Genomic DNA, 18,652 nt, shown 5'->3' with positions numbered 1-18,652 from the left:
CTAACCTGTGCCGGGTGAGCGATGCACTCGACGACGGACCCTTCTTCCACGGCACCAAGGTGCGCTTGTCGCCCGGTGATCTGCTGGTCGCGGGACACCGCTCGAACTATCGTCCCGAGGTCGTGATGAACCACATCTACTTCACGGCGCTGGTGGACGGCGCTGGCCTTGCGGCTGAGATCGCGGCGCGTGGCGACGATGAGATCCCGCACGTCTACGAGGTGGAGCCGACCGGTCCGTTCGAGAACGATCCGAACGTGACGGACAAGAAGTTCCCCGGCAACCCGACGCGCTCCTACCGCAGTGCCGCACCGTTGCGGATCGTTCGGGAAGTGACCGACTGGACCCGCCTGGCGCCTGAAGCGCTGCAGTCATGGCGGGACCGCATCGATGCGCTGAATGAGAACCCGGACGCCCAGATCATCAACTGACCGCGCCCGCGATCACAGCAGAACGGACAGGCGCTTCTTCTTGCGGTTCTCCGCGATGATCCACGCCACGTCGACATCCGACGGGTCGAGCGCCAGGAAGGCGGCCAGACCCGGTGCGGGATCGGCAGCGATCGCCACGCTCCAGCCGTAGCCCAGCGCCTGACGCAAGGTGCGCAGGTCCGCTTCTCGGCGCTCGGTGAGGGGCCGTCGAGCCAGCAGTTCGGTGGCGCGCCCGCAGACCCCGACGGCGACGGCGGCGGATGCGGGGGAGTGCAGCAGACGCGGCTCGCAGATCGCCGCCACCGCGGCGCGCTGCACGAGCGGGTCGTCCGACTCGGCCCACGCGGTCACGATCTCGGTCAGCCGCGCGAAGTCGCGATCGCCCAAGAGCTGCAGCCCGATCGCCACGCCTTCGCGGACGCGCCATCGCCCATCGGATGCGGCGTGCAGAGCGGCGGCGGCGTACTCCGCCTCGTCGGCGCGAGCGCCGTACGCCGTCGCGACGCACATCGCGGTGAACTCGTCGTCGCGGGTGCCGAGCACGAGGAGAGCGGACTCGTCAGCGACAACGGCGAATGCCGCGGCCAGAGCGGTGTTCGCGCGGGGGCCGGGCAGGCCGGAGCTCGCGTCGAGCAGCATCGCCCACTCCTCGACGGGCAGCTGGCGCAACCGCGTCTGCCAATCGGTCATACCGTGACCGTATCCCCGGGCGGGGCGATGGGGGACGTCAGGGGCCGGGATAATGCGCAGATCCGGCTTCTGCATCCATGCGTCGCAGCCAGTCGCGGATCAGCGCGGTCGTGATCTGCGGCTGCTCCAGGTGCACGTTGTGCCCCGCGAGGTCCAGGACCGCGTAGGTGCCGCGCGGATAGTGGTCGCGAAAGCGCCATCCGTCCTCGTAACCCACCACATCGTCCTGCCGTCCGAAAAGGTGCAGTGCTGGCAGGGTGAACGGCTCGGGGTGCGCCAGCTCGGGAACCGCCGGCAGCGTGTAGCTGGCCGCGATGCGATCGATGACGGCCGGGTCGGAGCCGCGCAGGCCAGGAAGGACGTACTCGGTGAACGCGGCGAACGACGCCGCATCCTGCACGACGCTCACTTCCGCGAAGTCGCCGCGAGCATCACCCGCAGCGTCGAGTACTGCCTCGTCGACACGGAGCACCTGCCGCGGCGGCACGATGCGCGCATCATGGCGGGGCTCGAAGACACCGGCGAGCGTGGCCAGCCCCAGCAGCTGTTCGCGCATCTCGTGCGCGACGTAGCGGGCGATCATCGCGCCGAAGGAGTTGCCGATGATCGCGAACCGCGCCTCGCCGAGCGCCGAGCGTACGTCGTCGATGACCGATGACGCGACCTCGAGAGCGCTCGCCGCATCAGACGGCGGTGCGCCCTCAGCCCACGGCAGGTCAAGGTAGATGCGCCGCCATGGCGTGTCGCCGATCGCCTCTTCGAGGGGAAGCATGATGCGGTGATCGACGCCGAAGCCGTGGACGATGACGAGCGGGCTGCCGGATCCGGAGGTGCGTGCGATCACCCCTCGAGCGTATGTCGCGTCTGCGACACCGTGGCCGTTCGGTTCAAGACACGGGAAGCGGCGCGCGCCTAGCGTGGAGCCATGGCACTCAGACTCGGATTCATCGGTATCGTCACGCAGGACATGGCCGCCTCGCTCGCGTTCTACCGCGCGCTCGGCGTCGACATCCCGCACGGACTGGACGACGCCCCGCACGTCGATGCGCGGCTGGATGACGGGGCCGCCCTCGCGTGGGACACGGTCGCCACCATCCGCAGCTTCGATCCGGAGTACGAGCCCGCGGCAGGCGGCCACCGCATCGCGCTCGCGTTCGACCAGGAGTCTCCGGCCGAGGTGGACGAGGTCTTCGCGCGGCTCGAGGCGGAGGGCTACGCGGGGCACGTGGCGCCGTGGGATGCCCCGTGGGGTCAGCGGTACGCCACCCTTCTGGACCCCGACGGCAACTCGATCGATCTCTACGCGGCGCTCGACGCGAACTGAGCGGGGCTCGCGCCCACCAGCCGACGGAACTCCCGCGTGAGATGCGATTGGTCGGCGTACCCCGCCGCGGCGGCGACGTCGGCGAGCGTGCGGTCGCTCCGCAGGAGCCGCTGCGCGCGGCGCGCCCGCTCGAGGCGCACGAGGATCGCGTACCCGTAGCCGAAGCGCTCGCGCATCCGGCGGCGGAAGGTGCGCTCGGTCTCGTTCATCTCCGCAGCGATACGCGCCGCGGAGACCGCGCGTCGCGCGCCGATCTGGACCGCTCGTGACCATGGGTTCTCGACGGTCGCGCGGCCGGCGATCTCGACGAGGCCGGCAGTGGGATGCGGGCCGTCGCCGAAGCGGACCATCCGCTCGCGGAGGGTACGCGCCGCATCCGCGGTCACGGTATCGGCAAGGGGAACAAGTCGGTCTGCCAGCAGGGGAAGGGCGGCGCGGAACAACCCGTGTGCCCGACCAGGCGACAGACGCAGTCCGAAAGACCCGCTCTCCGGGTCGGCGACGGCAGCGATCCACCGCGTCGACGGGCCGGCGACGTACACCGCGTCGTCCAGCAGGATCAGATCGACGCATCCGTCGGCGGGTACCGCGCCGCCCGCACCGCCGCTCGAGCGCCAGAGGGCAGACCCGCCGGGCAGCGCGAGTTCGGAGTACACGCCGCCATTGTGCCCGTGGCCTGCGACAGACGTGCGGTCAGTTTCCCGCCGCCCGCACCAGAACGTCGTTGCGTTGCCGGATGAGCCGCCGCAGATACGGCACCAGCACGAGTCGTTCGGCCAGCCGGCCGAACACCGGCGATGCGATCGTCAGGACGTCGGTCATGACGGTCTGCCCATCGTGAGTCTCGAACCGATGCTCGTGACGGAAGGTGCGGAACGGACCACGTACCTGCTCGTCGACGAAACGGCGAGGACGATCGAGCGCGGTGATCTCGGATGTCATCCGGAAGCGCCAACCGAAGTGCCGGGCGCTCCAGGTCACGGTCTCGCCCAGACCGATGAGGCCGCTCGTGACGCCGGCAACGGCGCGTTCACCGGAACCTGCCATCGACTCCAGGTGCGCGTCGATGCTGAGCGATTGATCGAACAGTCGCTCGACGGACACCTGAGCGCGGGTGACGACGGTGAAGCTCGAGACCATGCTTTGACTCCTCGTATCCGATGCGGCGCGGGCGGCGGCCTTGCCTCAGATCGCATCCTCGAGATGCGGCCGGCGGAAGGTGTATCCGGCGGCGTCGAGCACGCCCGGAACGACCCAACGGCTCTTGAGGACGAGCTCCGGTTCGGTACGCAGCACCCACATCGCGGGCTCCAGCATCCATCGCCATGCGGGCAGCCCGATCGGCATGCCGGTCTTCCGGCGCAGCGCGCGCATGAGCGTGCGGTTGTCGGTCGGTTCTGGGCTCGCGAGGTTCACGGCGCCCGTGATCTCCTCGTGCTCGGCGAGGAACCGGACGGCTCCGATCACGTCGTCGATGTGGATCCAGCTGAACTTCTGCCGTCCACGCGTCCGGTGCCAGCCGGCACGCGCGGATCCGGTCGGGTGCGACCCGATGCCGCGGTATCGACGGTGAGGGAACCAGGGCGAGTCGATCTGCGGCCCGCCCAGTCCCCAACGCGCGAGGCGTCGCAGCATGTCAGGCGCGGGGCCGTTGCCGAGCACGATGGCCATTCGCAGCGCCACGCGGCGCGTGCGGGGAAGCTCGTCGGCGAAGAACTCGCGTTCCCACTCCCGCGCGACATCCACGGAGAACCCCTCGCCGAGAACGCCGGAGGCTTCGTCGTTGGCGCGCCGCTCCTCGTGCCGGTAGATCGTCGCCGTCGATGCGTTCACCCACAGCGGGGGCGGGTTGGGGGCCGCAGCCACGGCGTGGCGGAGAGCCCGCGTGGTCTCGACGCGGGAGCGCAGGATCTCATTCCGGTTGACGTCGTTGTACCGGCAGTTCACCGACTTGCCGGCGAGATTGATGAGGAGGTCGGCGCCGTCGACCGCGTCCACGAGGGCGCGCGGGTCGTTCCACCCCACGTGTTCGGTACGACCGATGCGCCGCACATCGTAGCCGTCGGCCCGCAGCGCCGCCACGATCTCGCGCCCCACGAACCCGCTCGCCCCCGCGATGACCGCCACCTGCTTGTCCGTCATGCGCTCCGCCCTCTGCCGGTCAGCTGTGACTCGACCGTACCGGTGCCCTGAGACGCCGCCGACATCGCCCGCGATAATGGAGAGGATGGAGCCGTGGGAACTGCGCGAGTGGCACGCCGAGTACCTCGACGCCTGCAACCGTCACGACCTGGACGCCGTCCGCGCGCTGGTCGATTCGGACGTGCGACGCGCGCACCTGCCCGGCGGGCGGGATGCGTGGATCGACGATCTCGCGGATCTGTTCCACGCCTTCCCGGATTGGCAGTGGCGACGCATCCAACTCGTGATCGAGGACGACCGCATCGCCGCACACCTGCGCGGCAGCGGAACCCACACCGGCGTCTACCGCGGGTTCGCGGCCACACGCCGACACGTCAACGTCGCGGAGTTCGCGATGTACCGGGTGGTCGGCGGCCGCATCGTCGAGTTCACGGGAACGGGAGACGCTGAGCTGCGGCAGCAGATCGGCGCATAGCCGCGTCAGTGCGCGGCGTCGTACGCCTCGATGACGGATACGGCGACCCGCCCGTGCCATGATGAGCCGATGGGGGATGAGCGGGCTGAGGAGCGCGCCGACGGACTGCGCGATTACGGGACCGTGCTGTGGCGAGGACGACCGGAACCCGTAACCCCGTTCGTCGCTTTGGACGTGTTCTGGGTGCCGTTCAGCTTTGTCTGGCTTGCGTCGGTCACGTTCGGAACGGTGAGTGCGTCTCGCGGCGGCGCACCGTGGCCCGCTTTCATCGGCATGGGGCTCATGTGGCTGTTCGGCCTCTATCTCGTGGTCGGCCGGTTCTTCGTCAAGGCTGCCGTGAGCAAGCGCACGACCTACATCGTCACTGAACGGTTCGCGATCATCGAGCGGGGTGGATCGTTCGAGGCTCGCGCTGTGGATCCGACGTCGATTCGCATTCGGCGCAGGGTTGCCGGGCGCATCGAGGCGGACTTCGACGCAACCCTGCAGGGGCGTCGCTCCCTGGTGCAGATGACCTACGAGATGTACCGCAACACCGGCATGGACTTCATGGCCACAGTCGCCACGGGTGGCTGGGCGCCGCTCCGTTTCTACGACGTCCGCGACCGAGCAGGCTTGTTCGAGGCCCTGCGCGCAGCGGGTGTCGACCTCGTGGACCGCGGTGCACCCGGAGGGTGACCAGCGTCAGTGCGTGGCGTCGTACGCCTCGATGACGGATGCGGCGACCCGCCCGCGCTCGGACACCTGGTGGCCGTTGGCCTTCGCCCACTCGCGGATGGCAGTGAGGTCCCGTGTCGAGGAGGTGGCCCGAGCACGCGGCTTGATGCTCGCGGTCGAGCGGCCAGAGATGCGACGGGCCGCCGATACGTAGGGGGCCATCGCGTCGCGCAGAGCGGCGGCGTTCGCATCCGAGAGGTCGATCTCGTAGGCGATGCCGTCGAGGGAGAAGAGCACGGTCTCGCCCTCGCCCACCTCCAGAACGGAGTCGTCGAGGTCGTCTACGAGCTGGTGGACGATTCTGCGCGCCATGACGTCACCATACAGATCGGCGGCTCCTCACGGCAGCAGCCGCGCCCGGCGAGCCTTCGCCACGGCCGCATGCCGCGTCGTGGCCTCCAGTTTCGACATCGCCGCCGCGAGGTACGACTTGACCGTCGTCTCCTTCAACGCCAGCTCCTGAGCGATCTGCGCATTGGTCGACCCGAGCGCAGCGCACGCGAGGACATCCAGCTCGCGCGGTGAGAGCTGAACCGACGCCGATGAGGTGGGCCGGTCGCCGGCCGCGACGTCCGCGAGGCGGCGTTCGACGGCCGCGAGGCGCTCGCGCAGTGCGGCGTCGCTGACCGTCGCGGAGATCGCACGAAGCTCCGCGAAGCTCTCCCGAACCTGCTCGCGCGCTGCGGCGTCCCACGCGCTTTCCGGGGCGGCATCCTGGGCGCGTTCGACACGTCGCGCGACCTCGTCGCGGATGCGGAGCTCGGATGCGAGGGCGTCGGCGATCTTCAACGCCGGCGCCGCCGTCACGTCATCCACGGCCGTCTGACCCCAGGAGCCGCAGTACAGCACGCCGCGAGTGCGGCCCGCCGCGACGACCGGGACCGCGAAGAGGGTCGCGATGCCTTCGCCGAGGATCGGGCCGTCGTAGTCGTGGGTGATTCCGCGTGCGCTCCGGTAGTCCAGAGCGAGGCGAGGGCGCTTCTCCGTCAGAGCCCTTCCGCCGAGCCCGCGCTGCTCGCGCACGATGAGACCTTCGATGGTCCGGCCGCGCGCTCCGACGATGGAACTGACGTGCACGGAGTGCTCACGGACGAGTCCGCCGAAGGCGACGGGAAAGCGCGTGCGGGCGACCAGATCGTGGACGGCGCGCGTCATCAACTGCAGATCGCTGGTGGTTCCGGGGGACATAGGTGCTACCTACTTCCGGGGGTGTCGGCCTCGTTGCCGATTTTCGTAGCGTCGACCCTACCATCGCCGCGAAGAGGCGACGACGGCTCGGATGGACACCCCGCATCCGCGGCATGAGGCAAGGAGGCCACATGACTGAATCGCACGACCGCGCTGCCGACGGCGCGGGAATCGACTACATCGAGGTGGAGGAATCACCCCCGTTCCAACGCCTGAAACGAGCGCAGCGCGCGTTCGTCTTTCCCCTCGCGATCGCCTTCCTGCTCTGGTACTTCGCCTACGTTCTGCTCTCGTCCTTCGCTGCGGACTTCATGGCCACGCGCGTCTCGGGAGACATCACCGTGGGGCTGCTGCTCGGGCTCGGCCAGTTCGTCTCGACGTTCGTCATCACGATGGCCTACGTCGCCTACGCCAACCGGCGCCTCGACCCGCAGTCGCGTGCGATCCGTGAGGATCTGGAGCAGCGAGAGGCAGGTGCGCGATGAACGAGGTCTTCGGAGCCATCCACGCAGCTGTTCAGACGGTCGAGAACGATCCCGTCCTCAACATCTCGATCTTCGCGGCGTTCGTCGCCGTGACGTTGTTCATCGTGATCCGCGCGTCACGCAACAACAAGACCGCCGCCGACTACTACGCCGCCGGTCGCTCATTCACCGGGCCGCAGAACGGCTTCGCGATCGCCGGTGACTACCTGTCGGCGGCATCCTTCCTCGGCATCTGCGGAGCCATCGCGATCAACGGCTACGACGGGTTCCTCTACTCGATCGGGTTCCTGGTGGCGTGGCTGGTCGCGCTCTTGCTCGTGGCAGAGCTGATGCGTAACACCGGGCGCTTCACGATGGCCGATGTCTTGTCGTTCCGTCTCAAGGAACGACCGGTGCGGATGGCGGCGGCCATCACGACCCTCGCGGTGTGCTTCTTCTACCTGCTCGCGCAGATGGCGGGCGCCGGCGGCCTGGTCTCGCTGCTTCTGGGCATCGGTGACCAGATCGGGCAGTCCATCGTCGTCGCCGTGGTCGGCGTGCTGATGATCGTCTACGTGCTCATCGGCGGGATGAAGGGCACGACCTGGGTGCAGATCGTGAAAGCGTTCCTGCTCATCGGCGGCGCTCTCGTCATGACCGTCTGGGTGCTCGCGATCAACGGGTTCAACCTGAACACGCTGCTCGAGAGCGCTGTCGCCGCCTCGCCGAAGGGTGAAGCGGTGCTCGGCCCGGGCCTCCAGTACGGCAAGAACCCGTGGGACTTCATCTCACTCGCGCTCGCGCTCGTGCTCGGCACGGCGGGTCTGCCGCACGTGCTGATGCGCTTCTATACGGTGCCCACCGCGAAAGAAGCACGGCGTTCGGTGGTCTGGGCGATCTGGTTGATCGGCCTCTTCTATCTCCTCACCCTCGTGCTCGGCTACGGCGCGGGCGCGCTGGTGGGGCCCGAGACCATTGCGGCTGCGCCGGGCGGCGTCAACTCCGCAGCCCCGCTGCTCGCCCTCTACCTGGGTGGTCCCGTTCTGCTCGGGTTCATCTCCGCGGTGGCGTTCGCGACGATCCTTGCGGTCGTCGCCGGCCTCACGATCACGGCGGCAGCATCGTTCGCGCACGACATCTACGCGAGCGTCGTGAAGAAGGGCAATGTACCCCCGGACGGCGAGGTCAAGGTCGCACGACGCACGGTCATCGTCATCGGGGTGCTGGCCATCCTCGGCGGCATCGGCGTGCAGGGTCAGAACGTGGCGTTCCTGGTCGCGCTGGCCTTCGCCGTCGCCGCCTCGGCGAACCTGCCCACCATCCTGTTCTCGCTGTTCTGGCGCAGGTTCACGACGCGCGGGGCGGTGTGGAGCATGTACGGCGGGCTCGGGGCGGCGATCGTGCTGATCGTGCTGTCGCCCGTGTTCTGGGGCACGCCCACGAGCGTGTTCAAGGACGTCGGTGTCGCGATCTGGCCGCTCAACAACCCGGGCATCATCTCGATCCCGCTGGGCTTCTTCCTCGGATGGCTGGGGTCGGTGACCTCACGTCGCGCCGAAGATCGCAAGAAGGCCGCCGAGATGGAGGTGCGCTCGCTCACCGGATTCGGGGCCGAGAAGGCGGTCGACCACTAGCGACATCGTCCGGCGGGCGGCCTACACGCCCGCCGGACGATGCGCGGCCTCGAGCTCGAGCAGGTAGCGCTTGTGCTCGGGGCGCCCGCCGTACTCGCCGATCGAGCCGTCGGAGCGGATGACGCGATGCGCGGGGATCACGAGCGAGATCGGTGTGTGGGCGCACGCGGATCCGACGGCGCGATGCGCCCGCGGTGAACCGGCCTCGATCGCGATCTCGCCGTAGCTCGCCGTCTCTCCATACGGGATGCGGGAGATCGCCTCCAATGCGTCGCGGGCGAAGCCGCTGACCAGACTCAGGTCCAGTTCGACGTCGAACGCCGTGCGCGCCCCCTCGAAGTACTCGTCGACCTGGCCGAGCAGCGCATCGGCGTCGTCGTCGATGGGTGCCGGCTCCCGGCCCAGACGCTGCGTCCACGCAGCGAGGGCGGAGCCGAGGGGCGCGGCGAGGAACTCGAAGCCGACGAGGCCGGCGTCGCTCGTCAGAACGAGGGCGTCGCCGAGGGGCGTCGGATGGATGCGGAAGCCGGTCGGGGTCATGTGCTCATCCTTCTCGTGCGCGCACTCCTTCCGCGGGGGAGAGCGTCCGCCCGGCGGACAACGCGCGGGCCGGGTGATCGTGGGGAGGAACGGCCGGTCCGTTCGGCGTGTCGCCAATCCGGCGAAACTCGGCCGTGGTTGAGCCCCGCTCGTCCATCTCACGCCTATGGTGACACGTGTGTGGCGTGGAGAAGGCACCATGATCTCTGGTGCAGACGAGGCGACGAATCCGGTGCGCCCGAGTGATCTCGGCGTCGCGGAGCCCGGTGTCGTCGTCGCGCACGTGGCAGACCCCGAGCGTGCGCGGTTGCGCGCGCAGGCCGCACTGCTCGGCGGGCGCTCGACACTCCTCTTCTATGAAGACTCGCCCGAGCGCGGCATCGACATCAACAAGGCGCATCCGGGGAGCCTCCCGCAGTTCCTGACCGGTCGGTCGACGCTGCTGTCCAACCTGTACCGCGACGAGGTCGCCCTGCGCACCGCGCGGATGGCGGCGGAGCGGATCACCGCCAAGAACGTCGAGTTGCGCACCGCGCGGGGTCTGGAGACCGTCTCGCTCGCCGTGGGCATGGCCTCCTGGCGCATCGGCGGGATCATGTGCACGGCTCCCGTGCTGCTGCGGCCGCTCGCGATCCGTCGCCACCACACCGACTTCGAGCTCAAGCTCCACGGCTCCTTCGTCGTCAACCCGGAGCTCGTGCGCGCGCTGGGGACCCACTTCGGCATCCACCTTGACTCGGCAGCCCTCGCCGGCCTCGCTCACGATGGAGCGGTGTTCCGCCCGCAGCCCGTGATCGACCACCTGCGGGCTCTCACGACCCACATCCCGACCTTCACCGTCGTTCCGCGTCTGGTCGTCTCCAACTTCGTCGACGTCGGTTCGGGAATGGCTCGCGACACCGCTGACCTCGACCACCCGGTGCTGAACGCGCTCGCGGGGCATCCCGACGAGCGGGCGCGCCTCTCCGTGCGTCCTGCGCTTCCGCGCGTCACGAGCCCCGACGAGCGGACCCCCGCCGCCGACACGCTTCTGCTCGATGCGGATGAGGAGCAGGAGGCCGTGCTGGCGCGCATCGCGGCCGGTCATTCGCTCGCGGTGCACACCCTGCCCGGCACGGGAGGCACGCAGACCGTCATCAACGCGATCGGCGCCCTCGTGCAGAGCGGCCGTCGCGTGCTCGTGGTCAGCGCTCGCCGCTCGACCCTCGACGGCGTCCGCCATCGCCTCGCCGGCATCGGTCTCGATGCGCTCGCCGTCACGCCGCGACACCTGCACCGGGATCTGATCCGCGCGATCGGACGCAATGAGAAGGCGCAGCCGCCGAAGGTCGCGGAGATCGACGACGCACTGTTGCGCCTGCGCACGGTGCTGCGCGACTACCGCGGTGCGCTCACCGCTTCGCACCCCAGCCTCGGAACCTCGGCCCTGCAGGTCGTGCGCCGGCTGACCGAGCTGAGCGCCCTGTCGCCGGCTCCGTCGACCACCGCCCGGTTCGACATCGCCACCCTTGAGGCACTGCGGGATGCCCGGCCGCAGGCGGCGGCGAAGCTCGTGACCGCCGCGAAGCTGGGGGAGTTCCGCTTCGGTCCCGACGACTCGCCCTGGTACGGCGTGAGCTTCGACACCACCGAATCGGCGCGCGCTGCCCACGCGCTCGCGGGCAAGCTGAGCGGCCGCGAGGTTCCCAGCCTTCTCGAGCGCGGCTACGAGCTGATCGCGCAGACGCGGATGCGGCCCTTCCGCACGATCGATGAGCTCGGCGACTATCTGCGTCTGCTGCAGGGCATCCGCGAGACCCTCGACAAGTTCACTCCGAGCGTGTTCGAGCGTCCTCTCGTCGAGCTCATCCAGGCGCACGCGCCCAAGCGCGATTCCGCCGACATGTCGAGCGCCAACCGTCGTCGGCTCAAGCGCCTGTCGCGCGAGTACGTGCGCCCGGGCGTGCACGTCGGCGACATGTACGAGTCGCTCGTGCGCATCCAGCAGCAGCGCGCCGATTGGCAGCGACTGGTGGATGCGGGCGTCGTGCCCGAGGTGCCGGTCGGTCTCGCCGACGTCCACGTCGCCTGGCAGCGCGTGCACGCGCAGCTCGGCGAGCTCGACCAGATCCTGCGGCGTCGTGAGTCGAGCCGCCTGGCCTCGCTCCCGGTGGCGCAGCTCATGCGCGTGCTGGCCGGGCTCGCCGCTGAGTCGGCGTACTTCGAGAACCTCGTCGAGCGTGCCACGCTGCGCACCGAGCTCGACCGCATGGGCCTCGCGCCCCTGCTCACCGAACTGTCGGTGCGCCACGCGCCCGAGGACCAGGTCGCGGCCGAGCTCGAGTTCGCGTGGTGGCAGTCCGCCCTCGAGCATCTGCTGCGCACCGACCGTGCGCTCCTCGGAGCGAACACCGCGGTGCTGGACCGTCTCGAACGCGACTTCCGGCTCGTGGACGAAGCGCACGCCGCCGCATCCGGGCCCGTCCTCGCGGCGCAGCTCGCGACGCAGTGGAAGATCGGCTTGGTCGACCACGCTGACGAGGCCGCCGCTCTCAAGCAGGCGCTCAAGGGCGGTGTCTCAGCCCCTGATCAGCTCGTGCGGGCGGCGCCGACGCTCATGCGCACGCTCGCGCCGGTGTGGCTCGCCTCGCCCTATGAGGTGCCCGAGATCCCCGATCACCCGCCGTTCGACGTCGTGATCATCGCGGATGCGGCCGCCCTCTGTCTCGCGGAGGCGGCGCCCGCGCTGCGCCGCGCCCGCCAGGTGGTGCTCTTCGGCGACCCCGTCACCCAGAAGCCGACGCCCTTCGCCGTCGGCGCGGGCGAGCGCGCGGTCGCGGACGAGTTCGACGAGCCCTTCGACGAGGTCTCGGTCTTCGAACGGATGGCGGAGCTGCTCGACGTCGCCACGCTCACCCGCAGCTACCGCGCCGGGGGCGAGGACCTCGCGCAACTCGTGAACGACGCGTTCTACGGCGGAGAGCTCGTCTCACTGCCCTGGGCAGGTGCCTACCTCGGTCGGGGGAGCCTCAGCGTCGACTACGTCGAGGGTGGAACCGGCACGCCGGACCCCATCTCGGGCGCCGTCGAGAGCCCCGATGCCGAGGTCGCGCGCGTCGTGACGCTCGTGACCGAGCACGCGGTCAACCGTTCCGGTGAGAGCCTCATGGTCGTCACGGCCAGTAGACGCCACGCCGAGCGCATCCGTGCGGCCGTCGATGTCGCCTTCGCGGGCCGCGCCGACGTCGCCGACTTCGTCTCGCGCGAGACGGCCGAGCCGTTCGCCGTCCTGACGCTCGAGGAGTCGGTCGCGGAGAGTCGAGACCGGGTCGTCTTCTCGCTCGGGTTCGGGCTGACCAAGCACGGCCGCGTCCTCAGCGACTTCGGCGACCTCTCCACGGCGGATGGCGAGCGACTGCTCACGGTCGGAATGACCCGTGCGCGTCGCTCGATGGTGATCGTCTCCTCCATCCGCCCCAGCGCTTTCGAAGACGGCAGGCTCGAGCACGGCGCCGCGACGCTCATGAGCATCCTGGGTGGAGTGGCGGCACGCGCGCGTGAGACGCGTCTCGAGGATCTCGCCGACCCGTTGACCAGGGCCCTCGCCCGGGAGCTGCGCGCCAAGGGCATCAAGGTCGATCTCGACTACCGCGGGCTGCTGCCCTTGGTGGCGGGTCATGACGGCAAGGCCGTCGTGGTCGAGAGCGACCCGGAGACGCGTCCCGAGTCCCTGCGCGAGTCGCTGCGTCTGCGCCCGCAGATCCTGCGACGGCTGGGGTGGCATTACCTGCGCGTGCACGCCTTCGACCTCTACAGCGACCCCGCGGCGGTCGCGGCGCGCGTCGCGACGCTGCTGGGCGTCGAGGCGGGCGCATCGCCGCAGGCGAGCACGCAGCCCATCGATGTCGCCGAGTGACGACCGCCAGCGCGTCGTCCGCGTGACGGGAGCGCGGCGCGCTCGGCTGACACCGGCGCCCGGCGCGGTTGAGGAGCCCGAGAGCAGAGACGACGACGCCGCATCCGCTGCGTCCGAGGCGGGCCCGAACGACGAGCGGATGCGGCGCGAAGTCCCGCCGCACTACTGAGGCGTCAGGGCCGGGTCTTGTTCTGCTGCTCGAGCAGGTCGCGGATCTGCACCAGCAGCTCCTGCTCGGTGGGAGCCGGCGCAGCTTCGGGCTCGCGGACGCCGGCGCGCGCGGCCTGGCGCGCCTTCCACAGGTTCATCGGCATGACGAACGCGAAGTAGACGACGACCGCGACGGCGAGGAAGCTCACCACAGCAGTGATGAGCCCGCCGATGGGGAACGTGACCGTGCCGCCGTAGATGTCGGGCACGGGGATGCCGGGAACGCCGTTCTCATCCGCCTTCCAGAAGATCTCGATGAGCGGCGTGATGATCGACGCGACGATCGCGTTGACCACAGCGGTGAAGGCCGCGCCGATGACGACCGCGACCGCGAGGTCGATCACATTGCCGCGGAGGATGAACTCCTTGAAACCCTTGATCATCGAATCTCTCCTCATGTCGTCGGCGTCCGGCCGGTCAGGATGCCGCGGGGGCGGCGGGAGCAGCGGGGGCGGTGGCTCCCGTGCTCGATGATGCCCCGGACGAGCCGGAGTCTCCACCCGACGTGCCGGTCGAGCTCGAGCTCGAGGCGCCCGCGCGCGAGTCGGTGCGGTAGAAGCCGGAACCGTTGAACGTGACGCCGATCGAGCCGTACTCCTTGCGCAGTTCGCCGCCGCAGGCGGGGCACTCGGTCAGCGCGGGGTCGGAGAAGGACTGGACGGTGTCGAAGCGGTGCCCGCAGGACTTGCAGGCATAGGCGTAGGTGGGCATGGTGCCTCCGGGGTCAGGCGCTCAGCGGGCGCGCAGCGTCAGGGTGCGGGTGGGGGTGACGACGCCGTCGACGGGCTGGTCGTGCACATCCGTCGGGACGTCGTCGAGGATCTCGGAGTCGTAGACCACTGCGTACACCGGCGGGCACTTCTGCATCGAGCCGATGGTCTTGTCGAAGTAGCCGCGGCCCCATCCCAATCGCATGCCGCGGCGGTCGACGGCGGCGGCGGGCACGATCATCAGGTCGACGTCGTTGACGGCGATGGGGCCGAGCAGCTCTCCGACAGGTTCGGGCAGACCGAACAGGCCCTCCGCGATCTCGCCGTCCTCGGTGGCGACGGCCCAGTCGAGCAGGCCGTCCACCCGCGTCACGGGCAGGAGAACCCGGATGCCGCGACGCACGGCCTCGCGCACGAACTCACGCGTATCGGGTTCGGCATTCGTCGACAGGAAGCAGGAGAGCGACCTCACGTGGTGCGCCGACGTCAGGGCGTCGAGCTGCTGGTGGACTCCCGTGCCCGCGCTCTCCCGCGCGGCGGCCGACAGGGTCTGTCGCCGTTCCCGCAGATCGGCGCGGAGTGCGCGCTTGACGTCGTCCACTGCATTGCGATCGTCACCGTCTGACATGCACATGATTCTAAGGACCGCAACCGGGGAAGGCGTGCCGATAGGATCGCGGCATGAGTCACAAGCCCTTCAAGGCCGTCATTCCCGCCGCGGGTCTGGGAACACGATTCCTCCCCGCTACGAAGGCGATGCCGAAGGAGATGCTGCCCGTCGTCGACAAGCCCGCCATTCAGTACGTCGTCGAAGAGGCGGTCGAAGCGGGCATCCAGGACGTGCTCATCATCATCGGTCGCAACAAGAACAACATCGCGAATCACTTCGACGCGATGCCCGAGCTGGAGCAGAAGCTGCGGGAGAAGGGCGACACCGGCAAGCTCGCGAAGGTGGAGCACTCCTCCGACCTCGCCGACGTGCACATGGTCCGTCAGGGGGAGCCGAAGGGGCTCGGGCACGCGGTGCTGCGTGCGCAGGCCCACGTCGGAGACCACCCGTTCGCGGTGCTGCTGGGAGACGACCTGATCGACGAGCGCGACCCGCTGTTGTCGAAGATGCTCTCCGAGTACGACAAGCGCGGTGCCGCGGTGATCGCCCTCATGGAGGTCGACCCCGAGAACATCCACCTCTACGGTGTCGCGGCGGTCGAAGAGACCGATGAGGACGGTGTCGTGAAGGTGACGGGCCTCGTCGAGAAGCCCAAGAAGGAGGATGCACCCTCCAACCTCGCCATCATCGGCCGGTATGTCCTCGGTCCTGAGGTGTTCGAGGTGCTCGAGCACACCGAACCCGGCAAGGGCGGCGAGATCCAGCTCACCGACGCGCTGCAGGAGCTCGCCACGGATCCCGAGCGCGGCGTCTACGGCGTGGTCTTCCGCGGACGGCGCTACGACACGGGAGACAAACTCGACTACATCAAGGCGATCGTCCAACTCGCCAGCGATCGCGACGACCTCGGCCCGGACCTGCGGCCGTGGCTGAAGGACTTCGTCGCCGGACTCTGAACCGGGGAGGTTCGAGATGGACCTTTCGGCACCGCGCGAGCACGGGCGGGTCGGCATCCGTCTGATCCGTGCGCGCGACGCGCGCGTGTTGCAGGATCATCTGATGTCGAACCGCGCGTGGCTGCGCCCGTGGGAGGCGACGAGCCCGGACGGCGCCGTTCTGCTCGACATGAAGATCGGCATCCGCCGGCTTCTGCAGCAGTACCGCGATGGTGCGGGCGTCCCACTGGTCATGGAGTACGACGGGCGGGTCGCAGGCCAGCTGAACGTGTGGGGGATCGCTCGCGGGTCGCTCGCCTCGGCGACCATCGGATACTGGGTGGCCCGCGAATACGCCGGCCGCGACATCACGCCGACATCGGTGGCTCTCGCGACCGATCTCTGTTTCACAGAGCTACGGCTGCACCGGATGGAGATCTGCATCCGGCCGGAGAACGACGCGAGTCTGCGGGTCGTGCAGAAGCTCGGCTTCCGCTACGAGGGTCTGCGCCGGCGTTACATCCACATCGACGGTGACTGGCGCGATCACTACGCCTTCGCGCTCACGCGTGAAGAGGTGCCCGAGGGGGTGCTGGCTCGCTGGGTCGCCGGTCGCGCGCCCGCCGACGCCGCGACCGTGCCGGAGCGCGACCGCATCGGTCGCCCCGACTGACGCCGACACGCCGACGCTTGCCCGGTTCGCCGCGGTGCGTCGCCTACCGTTGACGGCATGGGCGGACAGGTGTTGGGCGGAGGAGTGATCTTCCTCGTCGCTGTGACGCTGTGGCTGCTCTACCTCCTGCCCTCCTGGCACAGCCGGCACCAGTACAACGCCGCCGAGCGCAATGCGGTTCGCCTCAATCAGGCCCTGCGGGTTCTCGCTGAGACCAGCGAGACGCCCGAGGAGGTGCGGCTCGAGCTGACGGCACGCACCGCATCCGCTCAGCAGAAGCTCGCTCGTCAGACGCTCGCCGAACGTGAGCGGGCACAGCTCGAAATCGCGCGCCAGGAGCTCGCGGCCGCCAAGCAGGAGGCCCGTGCGGTGCGTGACCGTCCCGAGGTGCGCATGGCGCGGGCTCGCAGGCGCGCGCGACTGACGGCCACCGTCCTGGCGCTCCTCTCGCTCGGAGGGGCGGGGCTGGGCGTCTGGATGCAGCTGACCGCGGCGAGCACGACCTTGCTGTGGGCATCGGGAGCTGTCTTCGTGATCTCCGTGCTGATGCTGCAGCAGATGTCGCGTGTGGCGCGTCGGGCCGCTCGCCGGGTCGCTCCTGCGCCGCAGATCACCGTAGAGGCTCGTCAGGCGGATGTGCAGGATGTCGCTCTGCCGACTCCGGCGGCTCCGGCCACGTGGGAGCCGCGTTCGCTTCCGCGTCCGTTGGCGGCCACCTCCGGGTCCCGGGCCTCTCTCGTGCAGGATGCGGCGGACGCGCGTGCGGCGCTTCGCCGTGCCGCCGTCGAGGAGGCCAAGCGCGAGCGCGCCGAGCAGGCAGCTCCGCCCTCGATCGACACCGCGCGGGTCGCGAAGGCGCCCGAGGAGTCGCCCTTCGCGCGGATGGGCTACGTCGACGACGCGGAGATCGAAGACCACGTTCGCCGGCTGCTTTCCACCCGCCGGGCAGCGGGTTGACGCGGTTCATTCGCCTCGTCGGGCCGTGATAGGCTCGTTGAGTTCCGGGCCTGTGGCGCAGTTGGTAGCGCGCTTCGTTCGCAATGAAGAGGTCAGGGGTTCGAATCCCCTCAGGTCCACCGGATAGGCCCCCGCTCAGCGGGGGCCTTCGTCGTTTCCAGCGTCCCCCTGTCCCGAGATTGAATCTCCGGAATGAGGTCACTGTCATCCCCCTCGATCTCGTGTGTGGGGGATGCCGTCTCAGGGGTCGGGAGCAACGTGACGGGTGCGAGGCGGAAGGGTCGGGGGCAGAGCGACGTCGTGCCGATCGGGGGTGGGGCGGGCGCCGCGATGTCTCCGAACAGGGGGAGCGGGCAGGCGTACCTCCTCGCGACGGATCGCGCCGGCGCTATGAGCGTGGGCCGTCGGGCCGCCCTCCCCGCGCGAGACTGCATCGTCCGCACGAGATCACTCTCATCACCCGTGATCTCGTGACGAATACGCAGTCTCGCGGGGAGAGGGAGAGGGAGAGGGAGAGGGAGAGGGAGAGGGAGAGGGAGAGGGAGAGGGAGAGGCGGGAAAGGGCAGCGTCATCGGCCGGAAACATGCGCGACACGCCCGGGGGTTGCGCTCGAGTTGGCAGATGGCCGGAACCCACGTAAGTTATTAATTGTTCGCCCCACAGGGAAGAACGGAGAGGCTGAAGCCCCGTTCCCCTCAAGCGGAGAACACACTCCCACACAAGCGAGAAGATCTCAGATCTGACGTGCGTGTGGGGTGCCGATCGTTCCGTCGATCGCCGCCTCGGCGGTGAGAACGATCCGCTCCGGCGGATTTGACACGGCGAGCGAAACGGCTAAGATGGAGAAGTTGCCCTGCGGGCGAGGCTGAGAAGCCGAGCGGCAGGAGCATCCGTTCCTTGAGAACTCAACAGCGTGCACTTGTCAAATGCCAAATAACCTCGTTCCAGCTTCGGCTGGGTGAGATTCCTTTGGATCAAGTCCAACCCTTTGGGGTTGGCGTTATGGATTGTCAGTAATGGCATCCTTTTGGTCAGTTCAAACTCGCTGCGCACTTC

General features: G+C 69.1%; 22 protein-coding genes and 1 tRNA gene. 12 read left to right on the top strand and 11 right to left on the bottom strand.

All coding sequences use genetic code 11. The annotated features are described in order from the left end of the window. The first annotated feature begins 14 nt into the window (after positions 1-14). The gene (gene arr / locus EHF32_RS07615; protein WP_137417620.1) at positions 15-431 is read left to right on the top strand and encodes an NAD(+)--rifampin ADP-ribosyltransferase; all 417 of its coding nucleotides are present in this window, start codon (positions 15-17) and stop codon (positions 429-431) included. Positions 432-443: 12 nt separating this feature from the next. Here the strand turns inward: arr and EHF32_RS07610 are convergent, their stop codons facing one another. Together EHF32_RS07610 and EHF32_RS07605 are read right to left on the bottom strand one after the other, a co-directional pair. Continuing rightward, positions 444-1,121 (bottom strand): HEAT repeat domain-containing protein, encoded by a 678-nt coding sequence (locus EHF32_RS07610; protein ID WP_137417619.1) that lies wholly within the window; start codon positions 1,119-1,121, stop codon positions 444-446. Positions 1,122-1,158: 37 nt separating this feature from the next. Then, positions 1,159-1,965, bottom strand: a complete 807-nt coding sequence (locus EHF32_RS07605; protein ID WP_137417618.1) for an alpha/beta fold hydrolase — start codon at positions 1,963-1,965, stop codon at positions 1,159-1,161. A gap of 81 nt (positions 1,966-2,046) precedes the next feature. Here EHF32_RS07605 and EHF32_RS07600 point away from each other — a divergent pair, with 81 nt between their 5' ends. Beyond that, positions 2,047-2,445, top strand: a complete 399-nt coding sequence (locus EHF32_RS07600; protein ID WP_137417617.1) for a VOC family protein — start codon at positions 2,047-2,049, stop codon at positions 2,443-2,445. On the opposite strand, the gene EHF32_RS16025 is transcribed toward EHF32_RS07600, so the two are convergent. Genes EHF32_RS16025 through EHF32_RS07585 form a run of 3 tightly spaced genes read right to left on the bottom strand, consistent with a single transcriptional unit; the run spans position 2,421 to position 4,587 of the window. Beyond that, the gene (locus EHF32_RS16025; RefSeq protein ID WP_137417616.1) at positions 2,421-3,101 is read right to left on the bottom strand and encodes a helix-turn-helix domain-containing protein; all 681 of its coding nucleotides are present in this window, start codon (positions 3,099-3,101) and stop codon (positions 2,421-2,423) included. The two genes, EHF32_RS07600 and EHF32_RS16025, sit on opposite strands and share 25 nt — an antisense overlap. Positions 3,102-3,138: 37 nt before the next feature. Then, positions 3,139-3,585 carry an SRPBCC family protein gene (locus tag EHF32_RS07590; protein ID WP_137417615.1) on the bottom strand — a complete coding sequence of 149 codons (447 nt, stop codon included), beginning with the start codon at positions 3,583-3,585 and terminating at the stop codon, positions 3,139-3,141. A gap of 45 nt (positions 3,586-3,630) precedes the next feature. After that, on the bottom strand, positions 3,631-4,587 hold the full coding sequence (locus EHF32_RS07585) for an epimerase (RefSeq protein ID WP_137417614.1): 957 nt from the start codon (positions 4,585-4,587) through the stop codon (positions 3,631-3,633). A gap of 85 nt (positions 4,588-4,672) precedes the next feature. Here EHF32_RS07585 and EHF32_RS07580 point away from each other — a divergent pair, with 85 nt between their 5' ends. After that, the gene (locus EHF32_RS07580; RefSeq protein ID WP_137417613.1) at positions 4,673-5,062 is read left to right on the top strand and encodes an ester cyclase; all 390 of its coding nucleotides are present in this window, start codon (positions 4,673-4,675) and stop codon (positions 5,060-5,062) included. 69 nt (positions 5,063-5,131) lie between these two features. Beyond that, entirely contained in the window at positions 5,132-5,740 is a 609-nt protein-coding gene (locus EHF32_RS07575) for a hypothetical protein (protein WP_137417612.1), read from the top strand. Between the two features lie 6 nt (positions 5,741-5,746). Here the strand turns inward: EHF32_RS07575 and EHF32_RS07570 are convergent, their stop codons facing one another. Both EHF32_RS07570 and EHF32_RS07565 read right to left on the bottom strand, forming a co-directional pair. Next, the gene (locus EHF32_RS07570; protein ID WP_137417611.1) at positions 5,747-6,091 is read right to left on the bottom strand and encodes a histone-like nucleoid-structuring protein Lsr2; all 345 of its coding nucleotides are present in this window, start codon (positions 6,089-6,091) and stop codon (positions 5,747-5,749) included. A gap of 27 nt (positions 6,092-6,118) precedes the next feature. Then, a complete protein-coding gene (locus EHF32_RS07565) occupies positions 6,119-6,967 on the bottom strand; it encodes a LuxR C-terminal-related transcriptional regulator (protein WP_137417610.1) in 849 nt (282 codons plus the stop codon). 131 nt (positions 6,968-7,098) lie between these two features. Between EHF32_RS07565 and EHF32_RS07560 the strand changes: the two genes are divergently transcribed. Both EHF32_RS07560 and EHF32_RS07555 read left to right on the top strand, forming a co-directional pair. Then, complete coding sequence (locus EHF32_RS07560) at positions 7,099-7,452, top strand: DUF485 domain-containing protein (RefSeq protein WP_137417609.1); 354 nt, start codon at positions 7,099-7,101, stop codon at positions 7,450-7,452. Beyond that, on the top strand, positions 7,449-9,065 hold the full coding sequence (locus EHF32_RS07555) for a solute symporter family protein (protein WP_137417608.1): 1,617 nt from the start codon (positions 7,449-7,451) through the stop codon (positions 9,063-9,065). The genes EHF32_RS07560 and EHF32_RS07555 overlap by 4 nt, the downstream gene beginning before the upstream one ends. Before the next feature lie 21 nt (positions 9,066-9,086). On the opposite strand, the gene EHF32_RS07550 is transcribed toward EHF32_RS07555, so the two are convergent. Beyond that, complete coding sequence (locus tag EHF32_RS07550) at positions 9,087-9,605, bottom strand: methylated-DNA--[protein]-cysteine S-methyltransferase (RefSeq protein ID WP_137417607.1); 519 nt, start codon at positions 9,603-9,605, stop codon at positions 9,087-9,089. Positions 9,606-9,804: 199 nt separating this feature from the next. Between EHF32_RS07550 and EHF32_RS07545 the strand changes: the two genes are divergently transcribed. Together EHF32_RS07545 and EHF32_RS07540 are read left to right on the top strand one after the other, a co-directional pair. Continuing rightward, on the top strand, positions 9,805-13,500 hold the full coding sequence (locus EHF32_RS07545) for an ATP-binding protein (RefSeq protein WP_137417606.1): 3,696 nt from the start codon (positions 9,805-9,807) through the stop codon (positions 13,498-13,500). Next, on the top strand, positions 13,487-13,669 hold the full coding sequence (locus EHF32_RS07540) for a hypothetical protein (RefSeq protein WP_137417605.1): 183 nt from the start codon (positions 13,487-13,489) through the stop codon (positions 13,667-13,669). The genes EHF32_RS07545 and EHF32_RS07540 overlap by 14 nt, the downstream gene beginning before the upstream one ends. Before the next feature lie 4 nt (positions 13,670-13,673). Here the strand turns inward: EHF32_RS07540 and mscL are convergent, their stop codons facing one another. Genes mscL through EHF32_RS07525 form a run of 3 tightly spaced genes read right to left on the bottom strand, consistent with a single transcriptional unit; the run spans position 13,674 to position 15,048 of the window. After that, positions 13,674-14,093, bottom strand: coding sequence for a large conductance mechanosensitive channel protein MscL (gene mscL, locus EHF32_RS07535; protein ID WP_137417604.1), 420 nt, complete (start codon positions 14,091-14,093; stop codon positions 13,674-13,676). A gap of 34 nt (positions 14,094-14,127) precedes the next feature. Next, the gene (locus tag EHF32_RS07530; RefSeq protein ID WP_137417603.1) at positions 14,128-14,421 is read right to left on the bottom strand and encodes an FmdB family zinc ribbon protein; all 294 of its coding nucleotides are present in this window, start codon (positions 14,419-14,421) and stop codon (positions 14,128-14,130) included. A 21-nt stretch (positions 14,422-14,442) separates the two neighbouring features. Next, positions 14,443-15,048, bottom strand: coding sequence for a 5-formyltetrahydrofolate cyclo-ligase (locus tag EHF32_RS07525; protein ID WP_137417602.1), 606 nt, complete (start codon positions 15,046-15,048; stop codon positions 14,443-14,445). A 53-nt stretch (positions 15,049-15,101) separates the two neighbouring features. On the opposite strand from EHF32_RS07525, the gene galU reads away from it, so the two are divergent. The 4 genes from galU to EHF32_RS07505 all read left to right on the top strand — a co-directional run bounded on the left by galU (position 15,102) and on the right by EHF32_RS07505 (position 17,714). Beyond that, the gene (gene galU / locus EHF32_RS07520; RefSeq protein WP_137417601.1) at positions 15,102-15,986 is read left to right on the top strand and encodes a UTP--glucose-1-phosphate uridylyltransferase GalU; all 885 of its coding nucleotides are present in this window, start codon (positions 15,102-15,104) and stop codon (positions 15,984-15,986) included. Between the two features lie 16 nt (positions 15,987-16,002). Next, entirely contained in the window at positions 16,003-16,638 is a 636-nt protein-coding gene (locus EHF32_RS07515) for a GNAT family N-acetyltransferase (protein WP_137417600.1), read from the top strand. 57 nt (positions 16,639-16,695) lie between these two features. After that, a complete protein-coding gene (locus EHF32_RS07510) occupies positions 16,696-17,595 on the top strand; it encodes a large exoprotein (RefSeq protein WP_137417599.1) in 900 nt (299 codons plus the stop codon). Between the two features lie 46 nt (positions 17,596-17,641). Continuing rightward, positions 17,642-17,714: transfer RNA gene (locus EHF32_RS07505), tRNA-Ala, on the top strand. Positions 17,715-18,652 lie beyond the last annotated feature (938 nt).

The organism is Microbacterium sp. RG1, assembly GCF_005347485.1.
Lineage (GTDB): Bacteria > Actinomycetota > Actinomycetes > Actinomycetales > Microbacteriaceae > Microbacterium > Microbacterium binotii_A.
This window is presented reverse-complemented; position numbering and strand designations above follow the sequence as displayed.